Here is a 25,484-nt window from a genome sequence, read left to right as displayed (position 1 = left end):
GACGCTGCAAGCCCGGAGTGCTGCCATTAGTGTCCGCGGAGAGTGGTTGACGGAGTTAGAATCCGGCAGCCGGCGCTTTACGATTCGTCAAGCATTTCTATGATGTTCAAAAAGAGAAGCTGTCCTGCGAAGAGAGAGCACAGAGCGGAAGGATCCCCCATCCGCTGCCCGCTTTCTCCGGGTACGATGCCGCCTCTCACATGTGTCTGCAGCCACACGTCTGTCGGCTCCAGGTCCAGGCCGCTGTCCTCCTCGGCAAACGGAGCGGTTACCACAAATGGAATCTCCTGCTCCAGCAGTCTGCCGCAAGCGGTCTGCAGTGCCTCCTTTTCCTCGTTTCCGGCCAAGAGCAGCACCCTGTCGTCCATTTCCACCTGACCCAGTTCTTTAAGAGACACAAATGCTGTCTGCGCCGGGGCATCCGGGTGCTGCGTCAGAGTTAGGGCGCTTCCTTCCATGGACGATGTTCCACCGATCAAAAGCCGACCGGTGCCCGCCGGTCCCTGTGCCAGAAGCCTGGCTCCATTTTCTATCGCTTCATCCTCTGATAAAATATGCTGAAAAGCTCCCTGCAGCTGTGTCGCAAAAACTTTCACATGGCTCCCGCCTTTCCTTACGTACTGATTCTATCGTAAAGCAGATTCGTATTTCTGTAAAAATTACAGCAAAAGAAGGAAATCAGAGGGGGGATATGGAAGGGGTAACAATAACAACGAATGAAGAAAAGCAGAGGATATCCTGAGTAGAAAGAATCTGTATGACGGGGAGGGATTCTCTCAAAAACGGCAGCCGTTCTTACGTCCGGTCCCGGGTGATGACTTTCAGCTGAACTCCCGTTGTTTCAGGACGCTTCTGCTTTTCTTATCCACTTGTAAATAGTCGGTATGAAGCGTACTGCATAGAGAAAGAAGGGGAACCGGTTTGCATAAAATATTAATTGTGGATGATCAATACGGCATAAGAGTGCTGCTGCAGGAAATACTCCAGAAAGAAGGGCATGATATTCTGGAAGCCTCAAACGGCAGTACGGCTCTTGAACTTCTCGAACATGAACATCCCGATCTCGTACTGCTTGATATGAAAATCCCCGGTATGGACGGGGTTGAAATTCTAAGGAAACGCTCGGAACGCGGGCTGGCCCCCGGCGCATCTGTCATACTTATGACCGCGTACGGGGAGCTGAGCATGATGCAGGAGGCCGAACAGCTTGGTGCTTCTTCGTATATTTCCAAACCATTTGATATCAATCAGATTAGAGAAGAAATTCAGAAATACCTGGTCTGAGTTCCGTAAGCGGAAATAAAACCGCTCGACATCGCCTTATTATACGCGGCACCGCAACTTTTCCCGGACGGATGGGTGAAAAACGTTCATAATGTGCTATAATGAAGCAGAAAACATTCCAGAGATAGTGGAAAGTGCGATGCTTTGTTACATAGCGGGGCAGAACAAACGCCGTTTTTTCAACGTGTACGGCAGACAGTCTTTTCATTTATCCTGTCACGACGTAAGCCGCAAGGAGGGTAAGTATGCCGCTTGTTTCCATGAAAGAAATGCTGAATGAGGCAAAAGCCAATCAATATGCCGTAGGTCAGTACAATCTGAACAACATGGAATTTGTTCAGGCAGTACTGCAGGCTGCCGAAGAAGAACGTTCTCCGGTTATATGCGGCGTCTCTGAAGGCGCGGCCCGTTACATGAGCGGTTTTAAACCGGTGGTGGACATGGTGAAAACCTTTATGGAAGCCCACCACATTACGGTGCCTGTGGCGGTTCACCTGGACCACGGTTCCAGTTTTGAAAAATGCATGGAAGCCCTCCGTGCCGGTTTTACATCCGTGATGATTGATGGTTCGCACTATCCGCTTGAAGACAACATTGCCCTGACCAGACGCGTCGTGGATGCTGCCCATGCTGTCGGTGTGTCTGTTGAAGCAGAACTCGGCCGTGTCGGCGGGCAGGAAGACGATGTAGCCGTGGAAGAGGCAGAAGAGACGTATGCGGTTCCGTCTGAGTGCAGCAAGTTTGTAAAAGAAACAGGAGTGGACTGTTTTGCGCCGGCTCTTGGTTCTGTGCACGGCCCGTACAAAGCAGAGCCCAATCTTGGTTTTGACCGTATGAAGGAAATAGACAGCGCTGTTGGTGTGCCGCTTGTCCTTCACGGCGGGACGGGCATCCCTGCTGAAGATGTACAGAAAGCTATTGGATTCGGGCACGCCAAGATTAACGTCAACACAGAAAGCCAGATTTCCTCCGCTGCCTCTGTACGCAGAACCCTTGAAGAAAAGCCGGACCTTTATGATCCCCGTAAATACATGGGGCCGGCTCGTGATGCCGTCAAAGAAACCGTAAAAGCGAAGATGCGTGAATTCGGTTCGTCCAACCGGGTGTAACGCAGGGACGTGAAAGGGAAAAGAGTTAATAGAGTACAGGCCGGCCCGGGCTGTACCTGTTAACTCTTTCATTTATAAGATGAACGATAAGGAGGCGGGAATATGAAATTTTTTATTGATTCAGCCAACATGGACGAAATAAAGGAAGCCCACGAACTGGGAATCCTTGCCGGAGTGACGACCAATCCAAGCCTGGTGGCAAAAGAGGGAGCTGACTTTCAGGAGCGCCTGAAAGAAATCACCTCGCTCGTAAAAGGTTCGGTCAGTGCCGAAGTCATTTCCACTCAGGCCGACGGCATGCTTGCCGAAGGAAGAGAACTCGCGCAGATCGCACCGAATATCACCGTGAAAGTCCCGATGACAGAAGAAGGAATGAAGGCGGTAAAAGTCTTTTCCGAAGAAAACATTAAAACCAATGTAACGCTCGTCTTTTCTTCCGTGCAGGCTCTTCTGGCTGCCAGAGCCGGAGCTTCCTATGTTTCCCCGTTTCTCGGCCGGCTGGATGACATCGGGCACAACGGCTTGGACCTGATCAGTGAAATTGCGGAAATTTTTGACGAGCATGATATTGATACAGAAATTCTCGCCGCATCTATCCGTCATCCTATGCACGTGTCGGAGTCGGCAGCAAGAGGAGCGGATGTTGCCACCCTGCCGCTTAAGGTGATCCGCCAGCTCTTTAAGCATCCACTTACAGATCAGGGGATCGAAAAATTCCTGAATGACTGGGAAAACCGCTGAACCGACTCAACTGAAAAACGTGAAATCCGTGTTTTTGGAAAAATCAAAAACAGCCGGGAGGGTCTATCTCCCTTCCCGGCTGTCTATACTGAAAGTACCCCTCTTAACAGATAAAAAGAACATCCCAAGAACGAAGACGAGGAAGTGAGATACGCATGCAGAAGTTGATGATTGAAGGAGGACATCCCCTACACGGCAGTATACATATCAGCGGTGCCAAAAACAGCGCGGTAGCTCTCATTCCCGCGGCTGTACTGGCTGATTCCGTCATATCCATCGAGAACCTTCCGACGATTTCCGACGTGGAGACACTGGCTTCCCTGCTTGAAGATATTGGAGGATCCGTGTCCTATGATGGATCAAAAATGGACATCGACCCCTCCAGTATTGTCCCGACGCCGCTTCCCAACGGAAGAGTAAAGTCTCTTCGCGCTTCCTATTACATGATGGGAGCCATGCTGGGCAAATTCAACCAGGCGGTCATCGGTCTTCCAGGCGGCTGCAATCTTGGTCCGCGTCCGATTGATCAGCATATTAAAGGATTTGAAGCTCTCGGTGCCAAAGTAACAAATGAACAGGGGGCCATCTACCTTCACGCGGAAAAATTAACCGGTGCCCGCATCTATCTTGACGTTGTGAGCGTAGGAGCAACCATTAATATTATGCTTGCCGCCGTCAAAGCGGAAGGACGAACAACCATTGAAAATGCCGCTAAAGAACCCGAAATCATTGATGTAGCCACGATACTGACAAGCATGGGCGCCAAAATTAAAGGAGTCGGCACCGACATTATCCGGATCGACGGGGTGGAACAGCTGGATGGCTGCGTGCATTCCATTATACCGGACCGGATTGAAGCGGGAACCTATATGATTGCTGCGGCGGCGATGGGCAAAGAAGTGATGATGAACAATGTCATTCCCGATCACCTCGAATCCCTTATGGCAAAGCTCCGTGAAATGGGTGTAAGCATTGAAACGGCGGACGAACAGGTGAGAATAGCAACATCATCTGAAATCACCAGTGTTGATATCCAAACCCTTGTATACCCCGGCTTTGCTACAGATCTGCAGCAGCCGGTTACGGCACTTTTGACGAGGGCACGCGGCACAAGTGTTGTAACAGATACCATCTATAACGCCCGTTTCCGTCATGTGGATGAATTGAACCGTATGGGCGCCGACGTTAAAGTGGAAGGACGCTCTGCGATTATTAACGGCAGATCTTCGCTTCAGGGCGCAAAAGTAAGAGCCAGCGACCTCCGGGCGGGAGCCGCTCTCGTCGTAGCCGGTCTGATGGCTGAAGGAGTAACAGAAATCACAGGTTTGGAACATATTGACCGTGGTTACGAAGATCTGGAAGAAAAGCTGCTGGCCCTTGGAGCAAAAGTCTGGAGAGAAGAACTGACGTCAAGCGAAATACAGCAGGTAAAAAGTTCGTAAAGGATATGGGAGGGGAACGAATTGGAAAGAAGTTTATCTATTGAACTGGTACGCGTAACCGAAGCCGCTGCGTTATCATCGGCGCGCTGGATGGGACTTGGAAAAAAAGAAGAAGCAGACGATGCAGCCACAAGCACCATGCGGGATGTGTTTGACACGATTCCGATGAAAGGAACGGTTGTTATCGGAGAAGGGGAGAAAGATGAAGCCCCGATGCTTTACATAGGAGAAAAGCTCGGCACAGGACACGGTCCGCGCGTGGATGTGGCGGTGGATCCGCTGGAAGGAACCAACATTGTCGCAAACGGTATGGAAAATGCGCTCACCGTCATTGCCGTAGCCGACCAGGGGTGTCTGTTGAATGCTCCGGACATGTACATGCACAAAATCGCTGTAGGTCCGGATGCTGTCGGGGTTATTGATATTAAAGCATCTGTACTCGATAATCTGAAAGCGGTAGCCGGAGCCAAAGGCAAAGACGTGGGAGACATCGTTGTCACCATGCTTAACCGGGAACGCCACTCCTCTCTCATCCAGGAAGTCAGGGATGCAGGCGCAAGAATTAAGTTTATTCAAGAAGGTGATGTGGCTGCTGCGATCAACACAGCCTTTGATGAAACCGGAATTGATATTCTGCTCGGGTCGGGCGGCGCCCCGGAGGGTGTTCTTTCTGCCGTCGGCCTTAAATGTCTGGGAGGAGAACAGCAGGGAATGCTGCTTCCAAAAGACGATGAAGAGAAGAAACGGTGCGAAGAAATGGGCATCGATGACGTGTCACGTGTTCTGTACATGGAAGACATGGTTGCCGGAGATGACGCTATCTTTGCTGCGACCGGCGTGACCGACGGTGATCTTTTGAAAGGCATCCACTACAAGGGAGCAAGCGCCACCACCCAGACTCTCGTGATGCGGGCGCGTTCGGGAACGGTAAGATTTGTGGACGGCAAACATAACATAGAGAAAAAGCCGGGATTTGTCATAAAAAAAGCGGACTGAAAAAAGGATAAAAACAAAACAGCAGCACAGCTCTATGTGCTGCTGTCCTTTGAATTCATTGTTGCTATTCTTGTATAAACGTGTTTACAATATATGATAGACGGGAAAAATAGAAAGATATTATATGAAATCTCCCCACCTGAAGACGTTTTCCAGCATATCCAAGCGGAAGCCGCCATTTTCCACCCCGAACCGATAGTTATCCTATTAAAAATCCCAACTCTGTTTTTTCATAGAAACGAAATAATATAGAAAAATGTGTATTTGACTATGCAGAAAAGTGGTGACGATGATTGAGTGTAAATTTAGCAGAACTGGAGAATAAAACGCTGAAAGAGCTTTATACCCTGGCTAAAGAGTATAAAGTGTCCTACTACAGCAAACTGACAAAGCGCGAATTGATTTTTGCTATTTTGAAAGGACAGGCGGAAAAAGACGGCTACATGTTCATGGAAGGGATTCTTGAAATCATCCAGACAGAAGGATATGGTTTCCTGCGGCCGATTAATTATCTGCCCAGTTCGGAGGACATTTATATTTCCGCCTCCCAGATCCGCCGTTTTGATCTGAGAAATGGTGATAAAGTATCCGGAAAAGTCCGGCCGCCGAAAGATTCGGAACGGTATCACGGTCTGTTGATGGTCGAGGCCGTGAATGGAGACGATCCCGATGCTTCCAAGGAACGCCCTCACTTTCCGGCGCTCACCCCCCTGTATCCGGCGGAGCGCATGAACCTTGAGAACAAACCGGGCCGGGCCGGGACCCGCATTATGGATATGGTTACACCGGTTGGTTTCGGACAGCGTGGTCTTATCGTGGCACAGCCGAAAGCCGGGAAGACCTCTCTTTTAAAAGAAGTGGCGAACAGCATTACCGAAAACCATCCCGAAACGGAATTAATCGTGCTCCTCATAGATGAACGCCCCGAAGAGGTCACCGACATCGAGCGGTCAGTGGACGGGGACATTGCCAGTTCTACTTTCGATCAAGTTCCGGAAAACCATATCAAAGTGTCGGAACTGGTTCTGGAACGGGCGATGCGGCTTGTCGAGCAGAAAAAAGATGTCGTTATTTTAATGGACAGCCTCACCCGCCTGGCCCGTGCCTACAACCTCGTTATTCCGCCCAGCGGACGCACACTTTCCGGCGGGATCGACCCAGCGGCGCTGCACCGTCCGAAACGGTTTTTCGGAGCGGCGCGTAACCTGGAAGAAGGCGGAAGCCTGACTATTCTTGCGACCGCACTTGTGGAAACCGGTTCCCGGATGGACGACGTGATTTATGAAGAATTCAAGGGAACCGGCAACATGGAACTGCATCTGGACCGCCGTCTTGCCGAACGCCGGATTTTCCCGGCTATCGACATCCGCCGTTCCAGCACAAGAAAAGAAGAACTGCTTCTTTCCAAAGAGCATCTTGAAAACCTATGGGCCATGCGGAAAACGATGAACGATTCCCCGGATTTTCTCGATCATTTCATCCGCAAAGTCAAACAGACCAAAACCAACGACGAGTTTTTCGAAGATCTCGAAAGAGACAAGCAAAAAGGACGCACGTCGAACCGGCGCAGCTGACCGGATCATAGAGAAATAGTTGAAAAATCACAGTGGACTTGTTATAATCCCGTTATGTGTGACATCAATCGCTGATGGGAAAGTAATATACATGCTGCGCGTGGTCCGGTTCAAAGCCGTGCATGCTGCGGCATTTTCACCACCAGAGCAAAAGGAGTGAAAACAAATGAAGCAGGAGATCCATCCGGAATTCCACAAAGTCGTATTTATGGATTCAAGCACAGGATTTAAATTCTTGAGCGGTTCCACCAAATCGTCCGAGGAAACGATTGAATGGGAAGACGGCAACACGTATCCGCTTTTGAAAGTGGAGATCAGCTCCGACTCCCACCCATTCTATACCGGCAAGCAGAAGCTCGCGGACACCGGCGGCCGTATCGACCGTTTCAAGAAGAAATACAACCTCGACTAATTATTTTATCAGTCCTGGACAAAAACCAGGCAGGGACATGGATCCCTGCCTGGTTTTTTTAGGTCTTCCCGCTCCCATGCGGCGGCCGCTGGGACTGCTCACGACCGTTTGATGTTCAATAGTGTGGATTGGTCGATAGAAGCAGGCAATCGACCAATTGCTCCCCCCGGCTGGCATGGATTAGCTGATAGCGCGGATCTAAGGGCCAATAGCACGGAGGAGCTGAAGAGAAATGGCTGCAGGAAGCTGCCAGGGACCAAAGCAGTCGTGTCTGACACTGGGATTGGTCGATAGAAGCAGGCAATCGACCAATTGCCACCCCGTGCGTCCGGGGGATGGCGGGTAGAGCTGTTCTAAAAGCCAATTGCCCCTTTCTCGACAGGTGGATTGACTGCTGCTTCCCTCCCGAGGGTCGGCCAGCCAAACGTCCTCTAAAGAGGCATCTTGAAAAACCTGGGGCCATTAGCATCTTGAAAGGGAAGAATAATGTCCACCAAACACTATTTGGTGGACATTTTGGTGCAGCCACCTCGAAATAGTGGATGCCGGTGGCTGTGCAAAACCACTAACGGCCCTGCGCCGGCGTCTTAGTGTCCATCTAAACTGTTTCGGTGGACACTAAAAGCTCTCCGGGCTCCTCCAGCGCCTCCCACTTCATGAATCCATCTTCAGAAGAACAAAACAGGCGCCTTTCCAGTATGTATAATATCAGCCTGAATAGTGCACGTTTGTCCGCTGAAAAAAGTATTGAAAAAATATCTCCAGGGGTATAGTATTGCATTAGGGAAACTTTTTGTCATGTGTATAAATAAATTAGCTGGAGGTAAAAAAATGAGCTTGTTGAAAAAATTCATGTTTTTCAGCATTGTCATGGTCACTCTGGGAGCGTGCGGAACAGGAGACCCCTCAGGAGCCTCTGAAGGACCGGAGGAGAAACTTTCTGTCGTGGCGACTACAGGACAGGTACGGGATATCGCAGAGCACATAGGCGGTGATCAGGCCGACGTGCATGCAATGATGGGGCCCGGTGTCGATCCGCACCTCTATGAACCGACGCAGCAGGACGTAGTATCTCTGGCCGAAGCGGACCTGAATCTTTACAATGGATTAAATCTGGAAGGAAATATGGGAGAAGTATTTGAAAACGTTGAAAATGAAACGCCAAGCTACGCCGTAGCGGAGAATGTACCGGAAGATATGCTCATATCAGGCGGAGAGGATTATCCTCACGACCCCCATGTATGGTTTGATCCGGATAGATGGGCCTACGCGGTGGAAGCTGTACGGGACGCGTTCATAGAAGTGGATGAAGCGAACAGCGAAGGATATGAAAAACGGGCGCAGGAGTATCTGAACACCCTGGAGGAACTGGATACGTACGCCGAAGAACAAATTCAGAAAATTCCGGAAGAAAGCCGTGTTATGGTTACCGCCCATGATGCTTTCAGTTACTTCGGTGATGCATACGGCATGGAGGTGCAGGGACTGCAGGGAATCAGCACCGACGCGGAATTCGGTGTCGGAGATGTTAACAATATCGTGAACTTGATGGTCGAGCGGAGCATAGGAGCATTATTTGTGGAATCCAGTGTTTCCGAACAGGCGGTAAACTCCGTTGTGGAAGGCGCAGAAGAACGAGGACAGCAGGTGGAAATCGGTGGAGAGCTGTATTCGGATGCAATGGGGGAAGCCGGAACAGAGGAAGGAACGTATGAAGGAATGTTTCGGCACAACATCGATACGATGGTATCGTCTCTCCAGTAAAACAAGGAGGCAGAGTAATGAGTGATGCATTGGACGTTCAGAATATAACGGTAGCTTATCAGGAGGCCACGGTTCTGGAAAATGCGGACTTTTCGGTGCCGCAGGGAAAACTGGTAGGTATTGTAGGACCAAACGGAGCAGGGAAGTCCACTCTTCTTAAGGCAGTGCTGGATCTTGTACCCAAACTGCATGGGCGCGCCGAATTCTTCGGCAAAGAGCTGAAAAAAATGCGCTCAAGTATCGGGTACGTGCCGCAGCGCGGCGAAGTCGACTGGGATTTTCCCACGAGTGCCCTGGATGTTGTAACGATGGGACGCTACGGCCACGTCGGTCTGTTCCGGCGCCCGGGAAAACAGGATAAAGAGAAAGCGTATGAATGTCTGCAGGAGCTCGGAATGGAGCAGTATGCCAAGAGACAGATCAGAGAGCTTTCCGGAGGGCAGCAGCAGCGGGTCTTTCTTGCCCGCGCCATGGCCCAGGATGCTTCCTTGTATATCATGGATGAACCATTTGCCGGTGTGGACGCCAAAACCGAACGCGCCATCATTTTGCTGATGCAGAAATGGAAACAGGAAAACAAGACGATCATTGTCGTACACCATGACCTGCAGACAGCCCAGGAGTATTTTGACTGGATGATTCTGCTGAACAAACACGTGGTAGCCCAGGGGCCGACAGAAGAAGTGTTTACGAAAGAAAAACTGCAGGAAACCTACGGCGGCCAGCTTGCCTTTCTGGAGAGCTCTTCTTCTGAAAAAGCGGGGAATCCATCATGATACAGGATTGGCTCTCCCTGCTTGGAAGCCCCAACCTCCGCTGGGTTCTGCTTGGCACGATGTTTTTAGGGATGGCAAGCGGCATCGTCGGGTCGTTTGTCCTTTTGCGAAAAGAAAGTCTGGTCGGCGAGGCCATGTCCCACGCAGCGCTGCCGGGTGTGTGTCTTGGATTCTTAGTGGCGGGAAGAGAGCTTCCTGCGCTGATGATCGGTGCTGCTGTCTTCGGTTTAATCAGCTTGTGGGGCATACGTGTCATTCACAGACATTCAAAGCTGAAACAGGACACAGCGATTGGTTTGATTCTGTCTGTGTTTTTCGGGCTTGGTATTGTTCTGCTCACCATGATTACCAACAGCTCGGCCGGCAATAAGAGCGGTCTGGACAGTTACATTTTCGGTCAGGCCGCGTCCATGGTTTCATCCGATGTCTGGATGATGAGCAGCATGGCCATATTGGTTACAGCCGCCGCTCTGCTGTTTTTCAAAGAATGGAAGCTGGTTATTTTTGACCCGCTTTTCGCAGGCGGTCTCGGGTGGAAAACAAAGACGCTGAACAGCGTCCTGAGCCTGTCCATTGTGTTGATTGTAACCGCGGGGATTCAGGCTGTCGGCATTATTTTAATGTCGGCGCTCATCATCACACCTGCCATCGCGGCAAGGTACTGGACCGACCGGCTCGGTATCATGGTAATCCTTGCTGCGGTAATCGGGGCCTTCTCCGGTGTCTCCGGAACACTCCTCAGTGCTGTCGACGGCGGTATTCCTACGGGTCCGGTCGTTGTTTTGACCGCAACAGCCATCTTTATTCTGTCGTTTCTGTTTGCTCCAAAAAGGGGGAAACTGGCGCAGGTTCTCGCGCACCGGCAGTTCCGGCGCCGCTGGAAAAAACAGCAGGCTCTCAAGGCACTCGATTCGGTGCAGGACGCGCCGGGTTCCAACTATGAATCATGGCAGAAAGCGCTCGGTGCGAAAAACAATGAAGCGAAAAAGTTGTGGAATTGGCTGAAAAAGAACAGGTATCTCACGTGACGGAAGAAAGGAGGGACCAACATGACGTATGAAGGATGGATCATTATAACCGGAGTACTGGCCGGGGCTTCGTGCAGTATCATCGGCGTGCTTCTGGTGCTGCGGCAGACAGCCATGATATCGGATGCCATCAGCCATACCGTGATACTCGGGCTCGTGTCGGCGTTTTTGCTGACCGGGACGCTTGACAGCCTTACGATGCTCATCGGCGCGGCTGCCGCCGGATTATTAACGACGATTGCCATCCAGCTTCTGAAAAACTCCGGGGTGCAGCCTGATGCTGCCATCGGCGTAACATTCACTGCGTTTTTTGCGCTCGGAGTGTTTCTCATTTCCCGTTATGCGGGCAACGTTCATCTGGACGTCAATCACGCGTTGATGGGAAACATCGCTTTTGTTCCGTTTCAGACTGTGACACTTTTTGGCGTTTCCATCCCGCAGGCCTTTCTTTTTGTCAGCATCGTGCTTCTTCTCAACGTCGCCATGATCACGTTGTTGTATAAAGAATGGAAACTTTCCACCTTCGATCCGGCACTCGCTGTCTCGCTTGGCATACCGGCCGTTTTTCTTCATTACCTGCTCATGACGATGACGTCGGTGACAGCTGTTTCTTCGTTTGACAGCGTCGGAGCGGTGCTTGTCGTGGCTTTTATGATCGTTCCGGCTGCTGCGGCGTATCTTTGGACCAAAAAGCTTTCCTTCATGTTTTTATACAGCGTCGTATTCAGCGCGGCCTCCTGTTTCAGCGGGTACTATGCCGCCAAGTGGCTCAACGTTTCGATTTCAGGGAGCATGGCGGTCATGACAGGTGTTATTTTCCTGATTTCCTTTCTTTTCGCCGGAGAAAACGGGGTGCTCACCCGTATTGTCCGGCAGAAACAGCATAGGGACAGGGAATGGAACAGGCAGCCTTCTTCGCTGCTTCAAGCGGAAAAAGACAGCTTTAAAGGTTAACTCCGAAAACTTCCTATGACCTATTGAATACATCTCGAATTTCAGGGAAAATAAGAAAAGACTAATTGAGGAAGTAAGGGGCACAACAATGTACATGATAAGAAAAGATGGATGGATTGAAGTCATCTGCGGCAGCATGTTTTCCGGAAAATCCGAAGAACTGATCCGGCGCATCCGCCGGGCAGCCTACGGCAATCTGAATGTGATTGTGTTTAAACCGGCCCTGGATGACCGGTACAGTGAAGAGGAAGTCGTTTCCCATAACGGGACGAAAATTTGGGCCAAAGCAGTGGGGCATTCTCATGATATTCTTTCTATGCTTGAAGACGGGGTGCAGATGGTAGCGGTGGACGAAGCACAGTTTTTCGACCACGGTATCGTCTCTGTTGCCCAGCATCTGGCGGACCGGGGCATCAAAGTGGTGGTGGCCGGTCTGGACCAGGATTTCCGGGGAGAACCGTTTTTGCAGGTGAAAGAACTGCTGGCAGCGGCGGAAGAAGTGGTGAAATTACAGGCGGTCTGTCCCTGCTGCGGATCGCCTGCTTCCCGCACACAGCGGCTGATTGAAGGACGCCCGGCTCACTACGCGGGGGAAGTCATTATGGTCGGAGCCGATGAGGCCTACGAACCGCGGTGCCGGCACTGCCATGAGGTACCCGGCAGACCCGTTTCCGAGTGGAATATCGAAAATACCGGGTCCACCTGCTGAACGAAAAACCGAAGTTGGTGCACAAGAATATCATCGGAATACACTCCGGTTATGCTGCGTGAAGCATAGCCGGAGTTTTTATTATGAGGATGCAGCAGGTTTGCTGCTTCGGGTGCTGCCGGCACGGGCGGACCGCGGATACGGAGAAAAAACTTCTGATTCTACCGGTTTAGCGTCTGGTTTAAGCCGCCGTGTGATACATACTGCCAAATATCAGCCAACGCGGCACAAAACCCTCCAAACCGTCTCTGCATGAAATCCGGCCGGGCGGAAATCCTAAGACGGACAACCTGCAGAAGGAGGAAGTCCGGCTTATGAAATATATCGTCCTTTTTTTACTCAGCATGTCCCTTCTGTCAGCGGCAGCCTGTGAACAGGATAAATCCCCGCAGGCTGGTCCGCTGCGGAGTCCGGAACCGGCAGCGCCTTCGGATTATAATCAGGGTCCCGGAAATGTATCGATGACGACACAGGAACAAAACCTGGGTAATGATAATGCCAGGGTGAAAGAAATTGCCCGAAGAATCGGATTCTCTCCAAGATACGTTACCTTCGGCGGCCGCCATGCCTACCTTTACACGATGAGTGATGCGGAGTGGAACAAAGAAGAAAAAAAGAAGAAGCAACAGGAACTGAAACGGCAGTATAAGCAGGAACTGCCGAGGTATCAGGTACAAGTGACGGTATTGGATGGCTGACAAAACGAAGGGGGCTTTGTGTTCTGCTGATATGGTGGAAGGGGTAATGGACACTAAAATGCAGAGGAATGATGGTAGTGTCCATAAAAAGTGATACCGGGTACACTGACGTGCCGGCGCCATCCAATAGTGTCCACCAGCAGTTGTCCGTGGACACTATCTGTTAATTTCAGCCTCACAGTGTACATGGAGAAACAGTTGACAGACACTAAGTGTTCCTTTCATCTGATTAGTGTCCCTGGACACGCACCCATCCAGCTGAACCAAACCGGCGGATACAGCAGCACAGCTTTTCTTTCCCATCAAAAACGCTCCCGACGGTCCTTTTGGATCATCGGGAGCGTTAGTTTTTCAGGTCGCCCGCCGCGCAGTCTGCTGGATTGGATCCCAGACACCGTTGTACGGGGGTGCGTAGGATAGATCAAGATCTTCATAGTCATCGAGGGTCATCCGGTGAAACAAGGTAACGGCGAGCACGTCGATACGCTTGGCCGCACCGGACTCCCCGATGACCTGACCACCGATGACTTCCTCGGTGTCGGTGCGGTATAACAACTTCAGATGAAGCGGCTTTTTTCCTTCAAAATAGTCGGCTCTGTCCACCGCACGATGAACCACCGTATCAAATGGGAAAGCCATTTTTTCGGATTCGGCTTCATTTAATCCGGTTTTGGCAAGGGTGAGATCGAAGAAACGGAGGATCGATGTACCTACGATTCCCTGAAACTGTTTCGGGATGCCGGCCATGTTCTTCCCGGCGGCGCGTCCCTGTTTATTGGCATGGGTGCCGAGTGGAACATAATCGTCTCTTTCTTTGACCCGGTGGTACTGTACGGCGCAGTCACCGGCTGCGTACACGTGGTCCACGTTGGTGCGCATCCACGCGTCCACCTGGACCGCGCCGTTATGCCGGAGCTGAACCCCGGTATTTTCAAGAAAATCCGTGTTCGGCCGGATACCCGTGGCGGCGATGACGAGATCTGTATCATACCAGCCGCCGGTCGTCTGAACCGCCTGGATCCGCTGCACGCCTTCCAGCACTTCCACCGACTCCCCGAGGCACAGCTCGACGCCGTGTTTCCCGGCTTCTTCATGGATGAGCGGTGTCATATCGGCATCAAACATTTTGGCAATGCGGTTGTTGCGCTCGATAATACGCACGTTCCGACCTGTCTCGATCAGGTTCTCGGCAAGCTCCAGGCCGATATAGCCGCCGCCGATAATGGTCACATCGTGCACGTCATCCAGATCCGCATCAATCGCTTCAATATCCGGAATCGTCTTTAACGTATGAACGCCTTTCAGCGTCCGCCCCGGCACATCCGGCAGAACCGGCGAACCGCCGCTTGCGATGAGCAGCTTGTCATACGGCAGTTCAAACGACATTCCTGTTTCCTTATTTTTTCCGGACACGACCTGGTTCTCGGTGTCGACAGCCTCCACGTGGTGGAACACTCTCGCATCGATGCCGTATTTCTCCCGGAAGGTCTCCACATCCCGGGCGATCAGTTTCTCTGTATGTTCCACCTCGCCTCCGACGATGTAGGGAAGCCCGCACTGGGCGTAGGAATAAATGCCGCCCGCTTCAAGCGTTGTCACTTCCGCCCCTTCCACGTTCCGTACAATCTGCATGGCGGCACTCATGCCTGCTGCATCTCCGCCGATAATCACGTATTTCATGACTAAACACCCTTTACTTATTTACTGTATGTAGTACACACAGTATACCCTTCCAGAAAAAATAAAAACGTTTCCTCCACACGCCGGGAGGACTAAGATGTAAGGGGGGATGATCCGAAAAAGAAGGTTCTTTGAATGAAAATAACATTTCTTGTTACGATCTGCCGCTTTTATTCGTCTTACAGATAGAACATGAAAAACGGAGGGACTGTGATGAACGATCATGACATGGTGGAACAGGCACGCTCCGGAAATAATCAGGCGTTTCAGGAATTAATTGCAAAACATTATCGTACAGTGCAGAAGTTTGCACACCAAATCGGAGTAAACCGGTCAGAGGTGGAGGACATTACGCAGGATGTGTTTTTGAACGTATACCGCTCGCTGTCATCGTTTACCGGGAACACATTTACCACCTGGTTATATGCTGTAACGCTGAATGCCGCGCGCGATCACATGCGCAGGGAAAAAAGACAGCGCCGCAATGTGGAGGCGGTGATGGAGAAACGAACCACAAAACCCTATGCAGAACTGGGTTCCAGTGAAGCGTCCTGGGAGTTGCACGATATGATTCTTCGACTGGAAGAAAAATACCGGATTCCGCTTATTCTTCATTATTTTCATGAACAATCATTCAAGGAAATTGGTGAGGTGCTCGAGAAATCCGAGACCGCGGTAAAAACAAGAGTCATGAGAGCACGAAAACAGCTGAAAAAAGAATGGGAGAAAGTAGGTGTTGAGGCATGAATCAATCATGGGAAGAGCAGATGAAACGGTTGAAAGAGGATTACGACCGCATTCCTGACGAAACCAGTCCGGAGCGGATCTGGGCTCATGTGCAGTCTTCCAAGCGCGTTGGAAAACATCGCGCATCCCGTATTGGTGCTGCTGCCGGAGGGATAGCCGCAGCTTTGATCGCCGGATTGCTGGTTATGTCTCAAGCCGTTCTCCCGCCTGAGGATCGCGGCACAGGAGAAGGACAGGAGGAAAACGCGAGTGTTACGGATCCGGAAGATGATCAGGATGAGGATACTCAAGAACAGCCTGATTCAAACAGACCGGACGCTAAAGAAATCACGTACCAGGTTGAAGGAAGCTATACCGAAGATACGTTTCAACTTCTTGATGAAGATGGCTTTTCATTCACGACTTATATTCCTGAATTCTTCGAAACAGAAATAACGGAAGCAGGAAAATTAGCTATATACGCCGCTTTTTCAGCAGATCAGCAGCGGACCGATGAACCGGTATGGACAGTGACGGAACACACGGATGGAAAGAATCTTGAAACAATGGCTGCAGAAATCAAAACAACGTATGAAAACCAGGGATATCAAAGGAATACCCACCAATTTGAAGATCTGCAGTACGGGGACTACATGGCTGTCTTTGAAAACAGAGAAAGAGAGCACGTTACCGTTATTCTCCAGCAGAACGAGCAGACCATTGTGGAGTGGCAGAAGAGTTATCCTGTTGAGATGGGGGATGGAATTAATGCAGCGGAACAGGTAGTGATGGATGAATGGGAATGGAGATAACCAATGGTTTTGATGCAGCAATGCCATGTACACGGGACATAAGTTTCAGTTTTTCCACACAAAACCAGCAGAGGGAGTCACCGGTGTTAGCATGGAAGAACAAAGGCAATAAGGGGGAAATATGACATGAATCATAGAACGAAACGCAGGAAACCATCCTCTCTGCTGGTCCGGGGTGCTGCTGTTTTTTTGACAGCCGCGGGAGTAGGTTTGGCTGTGCCCGGAAACGAAGCAGAGGCTGCTTTTTCCGACATCGGAAATGATTTCTGGGCGCAGGACAGCATCCGCAGCTTAAGTGAAGAAGGTATCATCGGCGGCTATCCGGATGGAACATTCAGGCCCGGGGAGCCGATTACACGGATCCAGGCTGCTTCGATGATGGCACAAGCCCTGGATCTGGAAACTTCCGGCCGGACCGCTCCGGACTACGACGATATTCCGGAAGGCTACAACCGTGCGGGCATTGTGGCAGCGGTGAGTGAAGAAGACGTCATGAGCGGCAGCGGCGATTCCTTCCGTCCCGGTGAATACATAAACAGGGCGCAGATGGCTGCGGTTATCCACCGCGGGTTTGATCTCACGGAGCATTCCGAACCTATGTTTACAGACGTGGACCGCTCCTTCTGGAGTTTCACCGACATATCAAGCATCGCCCACCATGGCATTGCATCGGGGTACGCCGACGGAACCTTCCGCCCGGGAAATGAAACGACAAGGGCGCAGTTTTCCGTCTTTTTAAACAATGCCCTGAATCCTGGAGAAAGCAGCAGTGGAGGAAGTGTGGACAATGCCTCTGTGCTGCGTGGCAAAGAAGTGAGCCGAAACGGCTGGACCTATACCATCCGAAGCGGCGATCTGGTCCGTTACACCGAGGGAGAACAGGAAAAAGAAGTCGTGCTCTCCAATGAAGATGTGAGCGGTGATTATATGCACGGCGGCGGTACCTGGGGCTTGAATGATGCGTCCGGCCTGACCGAGGGGACGACGTTGACGTTAAAAGGCGACTGGCTCTATTATCCGATTCATCACAGAACCGGCACGCATTCGGGCAATAAAAACTTCCACCTGTACCGTGTCCGGACCGATGGAACGGACAAGCAGCTTATTCTGGATGAACCGGCCGATCATTATTACATCAAGAATAACGACATTTACTACGTCGGCTATGAAAAGCAGCTGCAGAAAGCGGAACCGGTCTGGAAGCGGGCGCGTCTCGATGGAACGGGGCGGACCAGTCTTGTTTCGCGGCCGCTTTTGCAGGAGCGTCATGACTACTTTGATGATCATGACAATACGAAATATGCCCTGGAGACAAACGGCAGCACCGTTTATTACGGGACGCCGGTTGAAACCTTTTCCATGAATCTGAATGGAAACGGCGAGGAGCGGCTTCTCAACCTGCCTGCAAGAGACCTTGTTTTTCATGAAAACAGTCTGTATGCTGGATCATACCGCGGGTTCTATAAGGTCCGCCCCGATGGAAGCGGTCATGAAAAGCTGCTGGACGAAGAGGTCCGCGATATCGCAGAAACCGGCGGTTCGCTGCTTGTGCTGACCAATCAGAACCTGTATACCTATGATCCGGGCACGTCCGAACTGGATCTTGTGAAGAATCTGCCCGTTCCGGCCTCCGAGTATACGAGAAGGGACGTTGGTCTGGAACGGTCGACGGGAGACCATGCGCTGTTGTATTTTGTGAACAGTAACGGAAAGGACCTGTTTTATCAAATACAGGACGGGGACGTGACTGCATCGAAGACAATCGATGATAGGTTTGGGCTGAATATACTGGCTAAAGAGCGGAAGAATTATTATTTCACATTCACCGGCTCTCGTCCGGAATCAAGTGACGAACAGACCCTTTATAAAGCAGAAGGATCCACCGGGCAGTGGAAAACCCTCGGCACAGCTGCCGATAACCTGCTTCATCTGTATCAGGATGGCACGTTTATCGGACTCGGCCAATCGAGCGCGGACGAACCATCCTTCACTGTTATGATGGATGCGGCACAGCAGGACGCACAGAAGATGGAGCTGAGCCTTGCGCTTGCTTCCGTCCATAGCTTTGAAAACCTTGAAAAAGAAGGACAGAACCTTCAATTTGAGCTGTTAGGAAAAGAAAACGCCGGACAGCAGCAGAATGCCTCGTACCGCGTAACGTTCAACCTTGAATCCGGCGAAGTGACAGGGGTGGAAGAAATATCGTAAGGGTGTATAGGCGCCTTTGAGGGTGTTCCCTGGACCCCGCAGAATTCTGGCCGGGTGGAAAGTAAACGACGTTTGGGTGTCGCCTCCCGGTACAAACGTCGTTATGAGAAGGTTATGACGACGTTTATGCGCGGAAAAAGGAGCTGAACGTAACGCTTGCACCCTGTGATAACGTTTAGGCTGGAAACAGGAACCCCAAACGTCATTATGAACCGCTTTATGTGACGTTTACGCGGGCAGCCGGCCTACAAACGTAACGTAAGAGCTGAACGATCTCCAGTACTCCGGGAAAAGTGTTCACAGACCAGCTCCTGCCCTCAAAATATCTTTTATCATACACAACAAACATTCCGAACGGTTCGAGGGATCCGTTCGGAATGTTTTTATCCAACTCTTTACTGCCATTGCAGAGACTGAAGTTCCCACGCGTGTACATAAAATACAGCGTAGACTTCCGCTGCGAATTGAAGTCCCGCTGCCTCCTGTTCCGGAAAAATGCGGGAAGTCGATACGTATTCTCCGCCGTTCACAAATACTTCGGCGGACGAGTGGTCAAACAGACAGTGGAGTGTATGCACGCCGTTCACCCGGCTGACACGCTGCTCCGGCTCACCGGTTTCAAAATCAGGACGTTCAAACGTGAGCGTCTGTTCTCCGGCATCGTAAGAAATATGAAAATAGCGGCGCCACGCCATGGTCCAGCTCGCTTCTGCCTCTATCTCTATATAAAGCTCGGCAGCTGCTGCAGTCCACGAGGCCCAGGCAGCCGTCTCATTGGTTACCGCCACAGTAGTTGATGTGTGGGTTCCCCGAAGCTGTTTGTATTCTTCGATGGGTTGTTGATGTAAGTGTCCTTCCCGCATCGACAGTTCTCTTGGGACCGTCAGGCAGTGCACCCAGCCGTCAGAAACCGTCGGGTGAGCCTGTTCCTGCTGCTCCGGCACCCCCATCCAGCCAAGCAGGAGGCGCCTGCCCTGCTCATCCTCAAACGTCTGAGGGGCGTAACATTCAAATCCCAGGTCTAATTCGCGAAAACCGCCGTGGGTAAATGTCCCCGTCTCCGGATGAAATGCACCAGTGAAAATACCGGTTTGGTATTGATTCCGGTATCGATACGTTTCTGCTTCGAGCCCCTGCGGAGACACCAGCAGCACCCGTGTACCTTCGAGTTCAAAAAAGTCCGGGCACTCCCACATGAAGCCAAAGGACTCGGAAAACGTGACGTCCCGGCCGGCGAGCGGGCCGAGAAACGCCCAATTCCATAAGTCCGGCGAACGGTACAACAGCACCTGCCCTTCCCGGTCGCAGCGCTGGGCGCCGATGACGAGCCACCACACGCCCGCTTCAAACCATACTTTCGGGTCCCGGACGTGCGCGCTATATCCGTCGGGCTGGTGGATGACCGGTCCGTACTTTTTAAAATCGACGCCGTTACGGGAAACAGCAAGGCACTGATAGCTCGTCCGGCGTTCGTGTTCATCTTTTACGTTGCCGGTATAAAACAAGTAGAGTTGATTCTCATGCACGACGGCGCTGCCGGAATAGCATCCATTCTTTTCAAACTCCTGCACCGGAGCCAGCGCCGGAGGCATAAACTCCCAATGAATCCAGTCCGTGGTCGTCACATGCCCCCACCATTTACTGCCATGCCCGGTGTCAAACGGCATCCATTGGTAAAAAACGTGGTAAACGCCCTGCCATTGCACAAGCCCGTTTGGATCGTTCATTAATCCCACAGGAGGCATGAGATGGAACTGCTGTCGAAAAGGTCCGGCCATTGCGTCTGTGTTTGTTTTCAACCTCTTTTCTACGTCCTGCCGCATAGCATGTTCGTCACTCATGGCTTCCTCCTATACAGCTTTATCCGCGCTGTCCTGCTCTGATTCTTCTTTTTCCGGTTGTGTTTGTTCTTCCGGCCAGCCCAGCAGCAATGTGGCAGTGAAAGCGCCGCCTACGGCAATCAGTAACCCTATGGCGTAGTTAATGGGATCGTTTGCAATCGCAAACATCGGCAGACCGGTCACACCGATCCCGTTTGCGGTAACGTTGGTAATCGTCACATATGCGCCGCCGAGAGCACCACCGATGGCAGCACCAATAAACGGCCGGCGGTAGCGGAGGTTCACTCCGAAAATAACCGGCTCCGTAATACCGAGAAAAGCAGCAAATGCTGACGGTCCGGCGATTTCTTTCATTTTTTTGCTGCGTGTTTTCACCCATACAGCAAGCCCGGCTCCGCCCTGGGCAACGTTTGCCACCGCCCAGATAGGCAGCAGATAGTTAAAACCGGCCTGGCCGAGAATTTCTGCTTCAATGGCATGGAAACTGTGATGTACGCCGGTTAATACAATCAGCGAATACAATCCGCCGAACACAAGGCCGGCAAAGCCCGCTCCTGTGTCATATAAAAACATGAGAGACGATGTTACGCCTTCTCCAAGCAGACGGCCAAGCGGACCGACAGCCATCAGAGCAATAAAACCTGTCGACATAATCGTCAAAAACGGTGTAACGAGCAGATCCACCATACTCGGAACAAAGGTACGGAACAGTTTTTCCAGCCAGCACATGACGTACACCGTCAGCAATACCGGAATAACGGTACCCTGGTAGCCGAGAAGCTCAATGTTCATGCCGGCAAATTGGAGCATTTCCGGCTCCACGCCGCTTTCCTGAAGCCCCCATGGATTCAAAAGATCCGGGTGGGTCATAATGCCTCCGACCACAGCGCCCAGGTACGTGTTTCCACCGAATTCACGTGCCGCGCTGTAGCCGATTAAAATCGGAAGAATAATAAAGGCCGCCGAGGAAAACATATCAAGCAGAATATACAGGGAACTGTCACTGTCTGCCCAGCCAAAGCGGTTCATCAGATTCAGCAGTCCCATCAGCATACCAGCTGCTACAATGGCCGGGATGATTGGGACAAAGATATTGGAAAGCACTTTTGCAAATCGTGATACCGGATTCATATTCTTTTTTACAGCTTCGTTATGGTCTACCTTTTGCTGCTTGCGGTCCTCCGATTCATCATGGATGCCGATTTCTTCTGCGAGCGGCTGATATACTTTATTGACTGTTCCGGTACCGAAAATAATCTGGAACTGACCAGAGCTTGAGAAGGCACCTTTTACCCCTTCCAGATTTTCAATTTTCTCCTTGTCTACACTGCTTTCATCATCAATAACCAGCCGGAGCCGCGTGGCGCAATGCGTCGCACTAATAATATTATCTTTGCCGCCGAGAAGCGGAACCAGTTCTTTTGCTATGGATGTGTAATCCATCAGAAGACCCCCTCTTTGAAAAATAACAGGAGCTGTTTTCAGATAAAAAAAGACCCAAAACGAGGAGGGAAACGTGTGCCTGGGACACACACGTCACCTTTTCTCATTTTGGGTCTTGCCTGCTCAAAGCAGTAACAACTCCCGATATGTATAATGTACGCAAAGTATACAAAATGAAATGCACCATGTCAACGCTTTCCTGCTAACTTATGAAAGCGATTGATTTGATAAAATACGCTGGATATGAAGGGCAATGTAGCCGATCTCGGGCACAGGAAACGGCAGACCAGCTTCCTGTTTGACGTGATCAGCCAGCTCACATGCTGCCCCGTAGGCTTTTTCATATTTGGTCTGAATGAGTGTAAGCATCTCGGGATCCATGTCATCAAACCCTTTGCCGTCTTCTGCCCGCGCGAGAGCAAAATTTAAATGAACGACCAGGCGGTGGTATGACATGCTGTGTTCCGCAAGCTCGAGGCCGGCATCGTTTTCGACGAGCTGAATCAGCTCCTGAATCAAGGAGGTCCGCTGCACTGTCTTTTCCATCGAACCGGTTTGCAGTTTCGCGGTATGCAGATGCAGTGCTATATGCCCGGCTTCTGCATCTGGAAGCTCTACCCCGAGATCCGTTTTAATTTTTTGGATGGCCCACACGCCGATTCTGTACTCCTCCTGATAGAGTGCTTTGATTTCATGGAGCAGTTTGTTTTCTATCGTAATCCCCTGTTTCATACGTTCAAGGGCAAAAGCCAGGTGATCAATCATGGAAATATGAATATGATCGCTGAGGGGCAGATGCATCTCCCCTTCAGCGTAGCTGATAATTTCTTCGCCGGTTTCAATGACTTCGATCGGAAGGGTCTTCAACAGCTGCTCAAATTTAGGTGTTTCTTCTTCCATGCTGAATATTTTTTCAATTTTCTTTTGATTCACCGGGTCGTTTTTTCCTTTTTGAAATCCAATTCCCGGTCCAAAAACAATCTTTTCCCGGCTCCCGTGATGAACAACGACAGCGTTGTTGTTCAGTATACGCACGATTTTCATGCATCGGCCTCCTTTCCTTCGATACTATATCACCCTTCAAGGAGTATCTCATTCTCTGAGCATAACTACCACAAGGGTCAGCAGTCTACCCTTTCAGTACAGGAGGGGGGTAAAGGGGCGGACAAACACATCGTTTATGCCAGCGCGTGGCGGGGGAGTTTTTTGACGGAGAAGCGGCATTATACTATAATTATAATGTTATGCAACCTATAAAGAGGTGAAAGCTTGTGCTAGAACGTCTGCAAGCCGTAGAAGACCGTTATGAACAGCTGAATGAATGGCTGAGCGACCCGGATGTAGTGAGTGATACGACGAAATTACGGGACTACTCCAAGGAACAGGCCGAGATTTCGGACATTGTCCAGAAATACAGGGAATATAAAGAGACAACGACCCAGCTTGACGAGGCCAAGGTGATGCTCCAGGATAACCAGGATGACGACATGGAAGACATGGTCAAAATGGAAATCGAGGAACTGACGGAAAAAAAGCAGGAGCTCGAGGAAACGCTCAGGGTTCTTCTGCTGCCAAAAGACCCGAATGATGATAAAAATGTCATTGTGGAAATCCGCGGGGCAGCAGGCGGCGATGAAGCGTCGCTGTTTGCGGCGGATTTGTTCAAAATGTATTCCCGTTTCGCGGAGAAGAACAACTGGAAAGCGGAAGTCATCGAGTCGACCCCGACGGAACTCGGCGGCTTTAACAAAATGATTTTCATGATAAGCGGAGAAGGGGCCTACTCGAAAATGAAGTACGAAAACGGGGCCCACCGCGTGCAGCGGGTGCCCAGCACGGAGTCAGGCGGGCGTATTCACACGTCCACCTCCACCGTGGCAGTCCTGCCCGAAGCCGAAGAAGTCGAAGTCGATCTCCATGACAAAGATATCCGCGTAGACACGTTCGCCGCCAGTGGTCCGGGAGGCCAGAGCGTCAATACGACCATGTCGGCGGTACGGCTCACCCATGAACCAACGGGTATCGTTGTGTCCTGTCAGGACGAGAAATCGCAGCTCAAAAACAAAGATAAAGCAATGAAAGTACTGCGTGCGCGCATTTATGACATGTACCAAAAGGAAGCCGAAGCCGAATATGACGAGAACCGCAAGTCCGCAGTCGGCACCGGGGACCGCTCGGAACGGATCCGCACGTACAATTTTCCACAGAGCCGCGTCACCGATCACCGTATCGGCCTTACCGTCCAGAAACTCGATCAAGTGCTTCAGGGTGAAATAGACCAGATTATTGAAGCGCTGATTGTAGAAGAACAGGCCGAAATGATGGAAGAGGCAGGAGAGGCATAAATGAAGCCTGCATATATGTACGAAGCCCTCAACAGGGCTTCGTCTTTTTTAGAAGAAAACAAACGTGAACCGAAAGCGGCGGAACTGCTGATGAAACATCATTTGAACGTCGGGTGGACAGATTTTCACCTGGCCCGGCGCGAGCCATTGACAGATGACGTGTGGACGGCTTTTTGGCGCGATGTGACGCAGCATGCGGAAGGGGTACCGGTGCAGCACCTGACAGGGTATGAAGAGTTTTACGGCCGTCGTTTTCACGTGAATGAACACGTACTGATTCCGAGACCGGAGACGGAGGAACTGGTGGATGGTGTACTCCGGTGGATCCGGCACCAGCGCATCACGAGCCTGCAAGTGGCCGATATCGGCACCGGAAGCGGCGTTATCGCGATCACACTCGCACTGGAGGCGCCGGATGTGCAGGTGAGAGCGGTGGAACTCGACAAAAAAGCACTGGAGACCGCGCAGAAAAACGCCGCCGACCTTGGTGCTTCCGTTGAATTCATGGAAGGAAGCTTGATGGATCCGCTCCTTGAAGGGGAAACGAAATATGACGTTATCGTATCCAACCCTCCCTATATCCCGAAACAGGAATGGGAAGCACTGGATCCGCTCGTCCGGGATCATGATCCGAAACTGGCACTGGTCGGCGAAGAGGACGGACTCGTCTGTTACCGGAAGATGGCGGTCCATCTTCCGGCTTTGCTGCAGTCCCGGGGACTTGCCGCCTTTGAGATTGGGGACCGGCAGGGAGAGGATGTGACCCGTATCCTGCAAAAAGAGCTGCCGCTTGCTGATATTGAACTCCGCCATGATATGAACGATAAACCAAGAATGGTATTCTGCGAACGCAATGACGTATAACGATTCAACAAAAGATGTCGAACCGTTTATCGTTTAGAAAGCACAGGCACCGTCCACAATGAATGGTGAAAGGACGGT

At 51.1% G+C, this 25,484-nt stretch carries 23 protein-coding genes; 18 read left to right on the top strand and 5 right to left on the bottom strand.

The annotated features are described in order from the left end of the window. Window positions 1–77: 77 nt before the first annotated feature. Complete coding sequence (locus tag ACFSUB_RS16655; protein WP_380714412.1) at window positions 78–596, bottom strand: DUF2529 family protein; 519 nt, start codon at window positions 594–596, stop codon at window positions 78–80. Window positions 597–921: 325 nt separating this feature from the next. On the opposite strand from ACFSUB_RS16655, the gene ACFSUB_RS16650 reads away from it, so the two are divergent. The 13 genes from ACFSUB_RS16650 (at window position 922) to ACFSUB_RS16590 (ending at window position 13,487) form a co-directional block, all read left to right on the top strand. Continuing rightward, complete coding sequence (locus tag ACFSUB_RS16650; protein WP_380714411.1) at window positions 922–1,284, top strand: response regulator; 363 nt, start codon at window positions 922–924, stop codon at window positions 1,282–1,284. Between the two features lie 245 nt (window positions 1,285–1,529). After that, window positions 1,530–2,393 carry a class II fructose-1,6-bisphosphate aldolase gene (fba, locus tag ACFSUB_RS16645; protein ID WP_380714410.1) on the top strand — a complete coding sequence of 288 codons (864 nt, stop codon included), beginning with the start codon at window positions 1,530–1,532 and terminating at the stop codon, window positions 2,391–2,393. Window positions 2,394–2,495: 102 nt separating this feature from the next. Next, window positions 2,496–3,134 (top strand): fructose-6-phosphate aldolase, encoded by a 639-nt coding sequence (fsa, locus tag ACFSUB_RS16640; RefSeq protein ID WP_380714409.1) that lies wholly within the window; start codon window positions 2,496–2,498, stop codon window positions 3,132–3,134. A 155-nt stretch (window positions 3,135–3,289) separates the two neighbouring features. Beyond that, window positions 3,290–4,576 carry a UDP-N-acetylglucosamine 1-carboxyvinyltransferase gene (locus tag ACFSUB_RS16635; RefSeq protein WP_380714408.1) on the top strand — a complete coding sequence of 429 codons (1,287 nt, stop codon included), beginning with the start codon at window positions 3,290–3,292 and terminating at the stop codon, window positions 4,574–4,576. A gap of 21 nt (window positions 4,577–4,597) precedes the next feature. After that, a complete protein-coding gene (gene glpX, locus ACFSUB_RS16630; RefSeq protein ID WP_380714407.1) occupies window positions 4,598–5,572 on the top strand; it encodes a class II fructose-bisphosphatase in 975 nt (324 codons plus the stop codon). Window positions 5,573–5,865: 293 nt separating this feature from the next. Next, window positions 5,866–7,146 (top strand): transcription termination factor Rho, encoded by a 1,281-nt coding sequence (gene rho, locus ACFSUB_RS16625; protein ID WP_380714406.1) that lies wholly within the window; start codon window positions 5,866–5,868, stop codon window positions 7,144–7,146. 166 nt (window positions 7,147–7,312) lie between these two features. Then, window positions 7,313–7,558, top strand: a complete 246-nt coding sequence (locus ACFSUB_RS16620; RefSeq protein ID WP_380714405.1) for a type B 50S ribosomal protein L31 — start codon at window positions 7,313–7,315, stop codon at window positions 7,556–7,558. Window positions 7,559–8,389: 831 nt separating this feature from the next. Then, the gene (locus ACFSUB_RS16615; RefSeq protein WP_380714404.1) at window positions 8,390–9,322 is read left to right on the top strand and encodes a metal ABC transporter solute-binding protein, Zn/Mn family; all 933 of its coding nucleotides are present in this window, start codon (window positions 8,390–8,392) and stop codon (window positions 9,320–9,322) included. A 17-nt stretch (window positions 9,323–9,339) separates the two neighbouring features. Then, entirely contained in the window at window positions 9,340–10,098 is a 759-nt protein-coding gene (locus tag ACFSUB_RS16610) for a metal ABC transporter ATP-binding protein (protein ID WP_380714403.1), read from the top strand. Beyond that, entirely contained in the window at window positions 10,095–11,126 is a 1,032-nt protein-coding gene (locus ACFSUB_RS16605) for a metal ABC transporter permease (protein WP_380714402.1), read from the top strand. Before ACFSUB_RS16610 ends, ACFSUB_RS16605 begins: the two co-directional genes overlap by 4 nt. 21 nt (window positions 11,127–11,147) lie before the next feature. Further along, window positions 11,148–12,080, top strand: a complete 933-nt coding sequence (locus ACFSUB_RS16600) for a metal ABC transporter permease (protein ID WP_380714401.1) — start codon at window positions 11,148–11,150, stop codon at window positions 12,078–12,080. 88 nt (window positions 12,081–12,168) lie between these two features. Further along, on the top strand, window positions 12,169–12,789 hold the full coding sequence (locus ACFSUB_RS16595) for a thymidine kinase (RefSeq protein WP_380714400.1): 621 nt from the start codon (window positions 12,169–12,171) through the stop codon (window positions 12,787–12,789). Between the two features lie 314 nt (window positions 12,790–13,103). After that, complete coding sequence (locus ACFSUB_RS16590; RefSeq protein WP_380714399.1) at window positions 13,104–13,487, top strand: hypothetical protein; 384 nt, start codon at window positions 13,104–13,106, stop codon at window positions 13,485–13,487. A gap of 351 nt (window positions 13,488–13,838) precedes the next feature. Here ACFSUB_RS16590 and ACFSUB_RS16585 read toward each other — a convergent pair whose 3' ends face one another. Continuing rightward, entirely contained in the window at window positions 13,839–15,167 is a 1,329-nt protein-coding gene (locus tag ACFSUB_RS16585; protein WP_380714398.1) for an FAD-dependent oxidoreductase, read from the bottom strand. A gap of 213 nt (window positions 15,168–15,380) precedes the next feature. Here ACFSUB_RS16585 and ACFSUB_RS16580 point away from each other — a divergent pair, with 213 nt between their 5' ends. The 3 genes from ACFSUB_RS16580 to ACFSUB_RS16570 all read left to right on the top strand — a co-directional run bounded on the left by ACFSUB_RS16580 (window position 15,381) and on the right by ACFSUB_RS16570 (window position 18,913). Then, on the top strand, window positions 15,381–15,914 hold the full coding sequence (locus ACFSUB_RS16580; protein ID WP_380714397.1) for an RNA polymerase sigma factor: 534 nt from the start codon (window positions 15,381–15,383) through the stop codon (window positions 15,912–15,914). After that, on the top strand, window positions 15,911–16,705 hold the full coding sequence (locus tag ACFSUB_RS16575) for a hypothetical protein (RefSeq protein WP_380714396.1): 795 nt from the start codon (window positions 15,911–15,913) through the stop codon (window positions 16,703–16,705). Before ACFSUB_RS16580 ends, ACFSUB_RS16575 begins: the two co-directional genes overlap by 4 nt. 126 nt (window positions 16,706–16,831) lie before the next feature. Then, window positions 16,832–18,913: an S-layer homology domain-containing protein gene (locus ACFSUB_RS16570; protein WP_380714395.1), complete on the top strand. Its 2,082-nt coding sequence runs from the start codon at window positions 16,832–16,834 to the stop codon at window positions 18,911–18,913. Between the two features lie 395 nt (window positions 18,914–19,308). Here the strand turns inward: ACFSUB_RS16570 and ACFSUB_RS16565 are convergent, their stop codons facing one another. The 3 genes from ACFSUB_RS16565 to ACFSUB_RS16555 all read right to left on the bottom strand — a co-directional run bounded on the left by ACFSUB_RS16565 (window position 19,309) and on the right by ACFSUB_RS16555 (window position 23,241). Next, on the bottom strand, window positions 19,309–20,754 hold the full coding sequence (locus tag ACFSUB_RS16565) for a glycoside hydrolase family 32 protein (RefSeq protein ID WP_380714394.1): 1,446 nt from the start codon (window positions 20,752–20,754) through the stop codon (window positions 19,309–19,311). Between the two features lie 9 nt (window positions 20,755–20,763). Beyond that, entirely contained in the window at window positions 20,764–22,197 is a 1,434-nt protein-coding gene (locus tag ACFSUB_RS16560) for a sucrose-specific PTS transporter subunit IIBC (protein ID WP_380714393.1), read from the bottom strand. 207 nt (window positions 22,198–22,404) lie between these two features. After that, entirely contained in the window at window positions 22,405–23,241 is an 837-nt protein-coding gene (locus tag ACFSUB_RS16555) for a PRD domain-containing protein (protein ID WP_380714391.1), read from the bottom strand. Window positions 23,242–23,468: 227 nt separating this feature from the next. Between ACFSUB_RS16555 and prfA the strand changes: the two genes are divergently transcribed. Both prfA and prmC read left to right on the top strand, forming a co-directional pair. Beyond that, window positions 23,469–24,542: a peptide chain release factor 1 gene (prfA, locus tag ACFSUB_RS16550; protein ID WP_380714390.1), complete on the top strand. Its 1,074-nt coding sequence runs from the start codon at window positions 23,469–23,471 to the stop codon at window positions 24,540–24,542. Then, window positions 24,543–25,406 (top strand): peptide chain release factor N(5)-glutamine methyltransferase, encoded by an 864-nt coding sequence (prmC, locus tag ACFSUB_RS16545; protein WP_380714389.1) that lies wholly within the window; start codon window positions 24,543–24,545, stop codon window positions 25,404–25,406. Window positions 25,407–25,484: the final 78 nt, after the last annotated feature.

The organism is Salibacterium lacus, from assembly GCF_042684865.1.
Taxonomy (GTDB): domain Bacteria; phylum Bacillota; class Bacilli; order Bacillales; family Marinococcaceae; genus Salibacterium; species Salibacterium lacus.
This window is presented reverse-complemented; position numbering and strand designations above follow the sequence as displayed.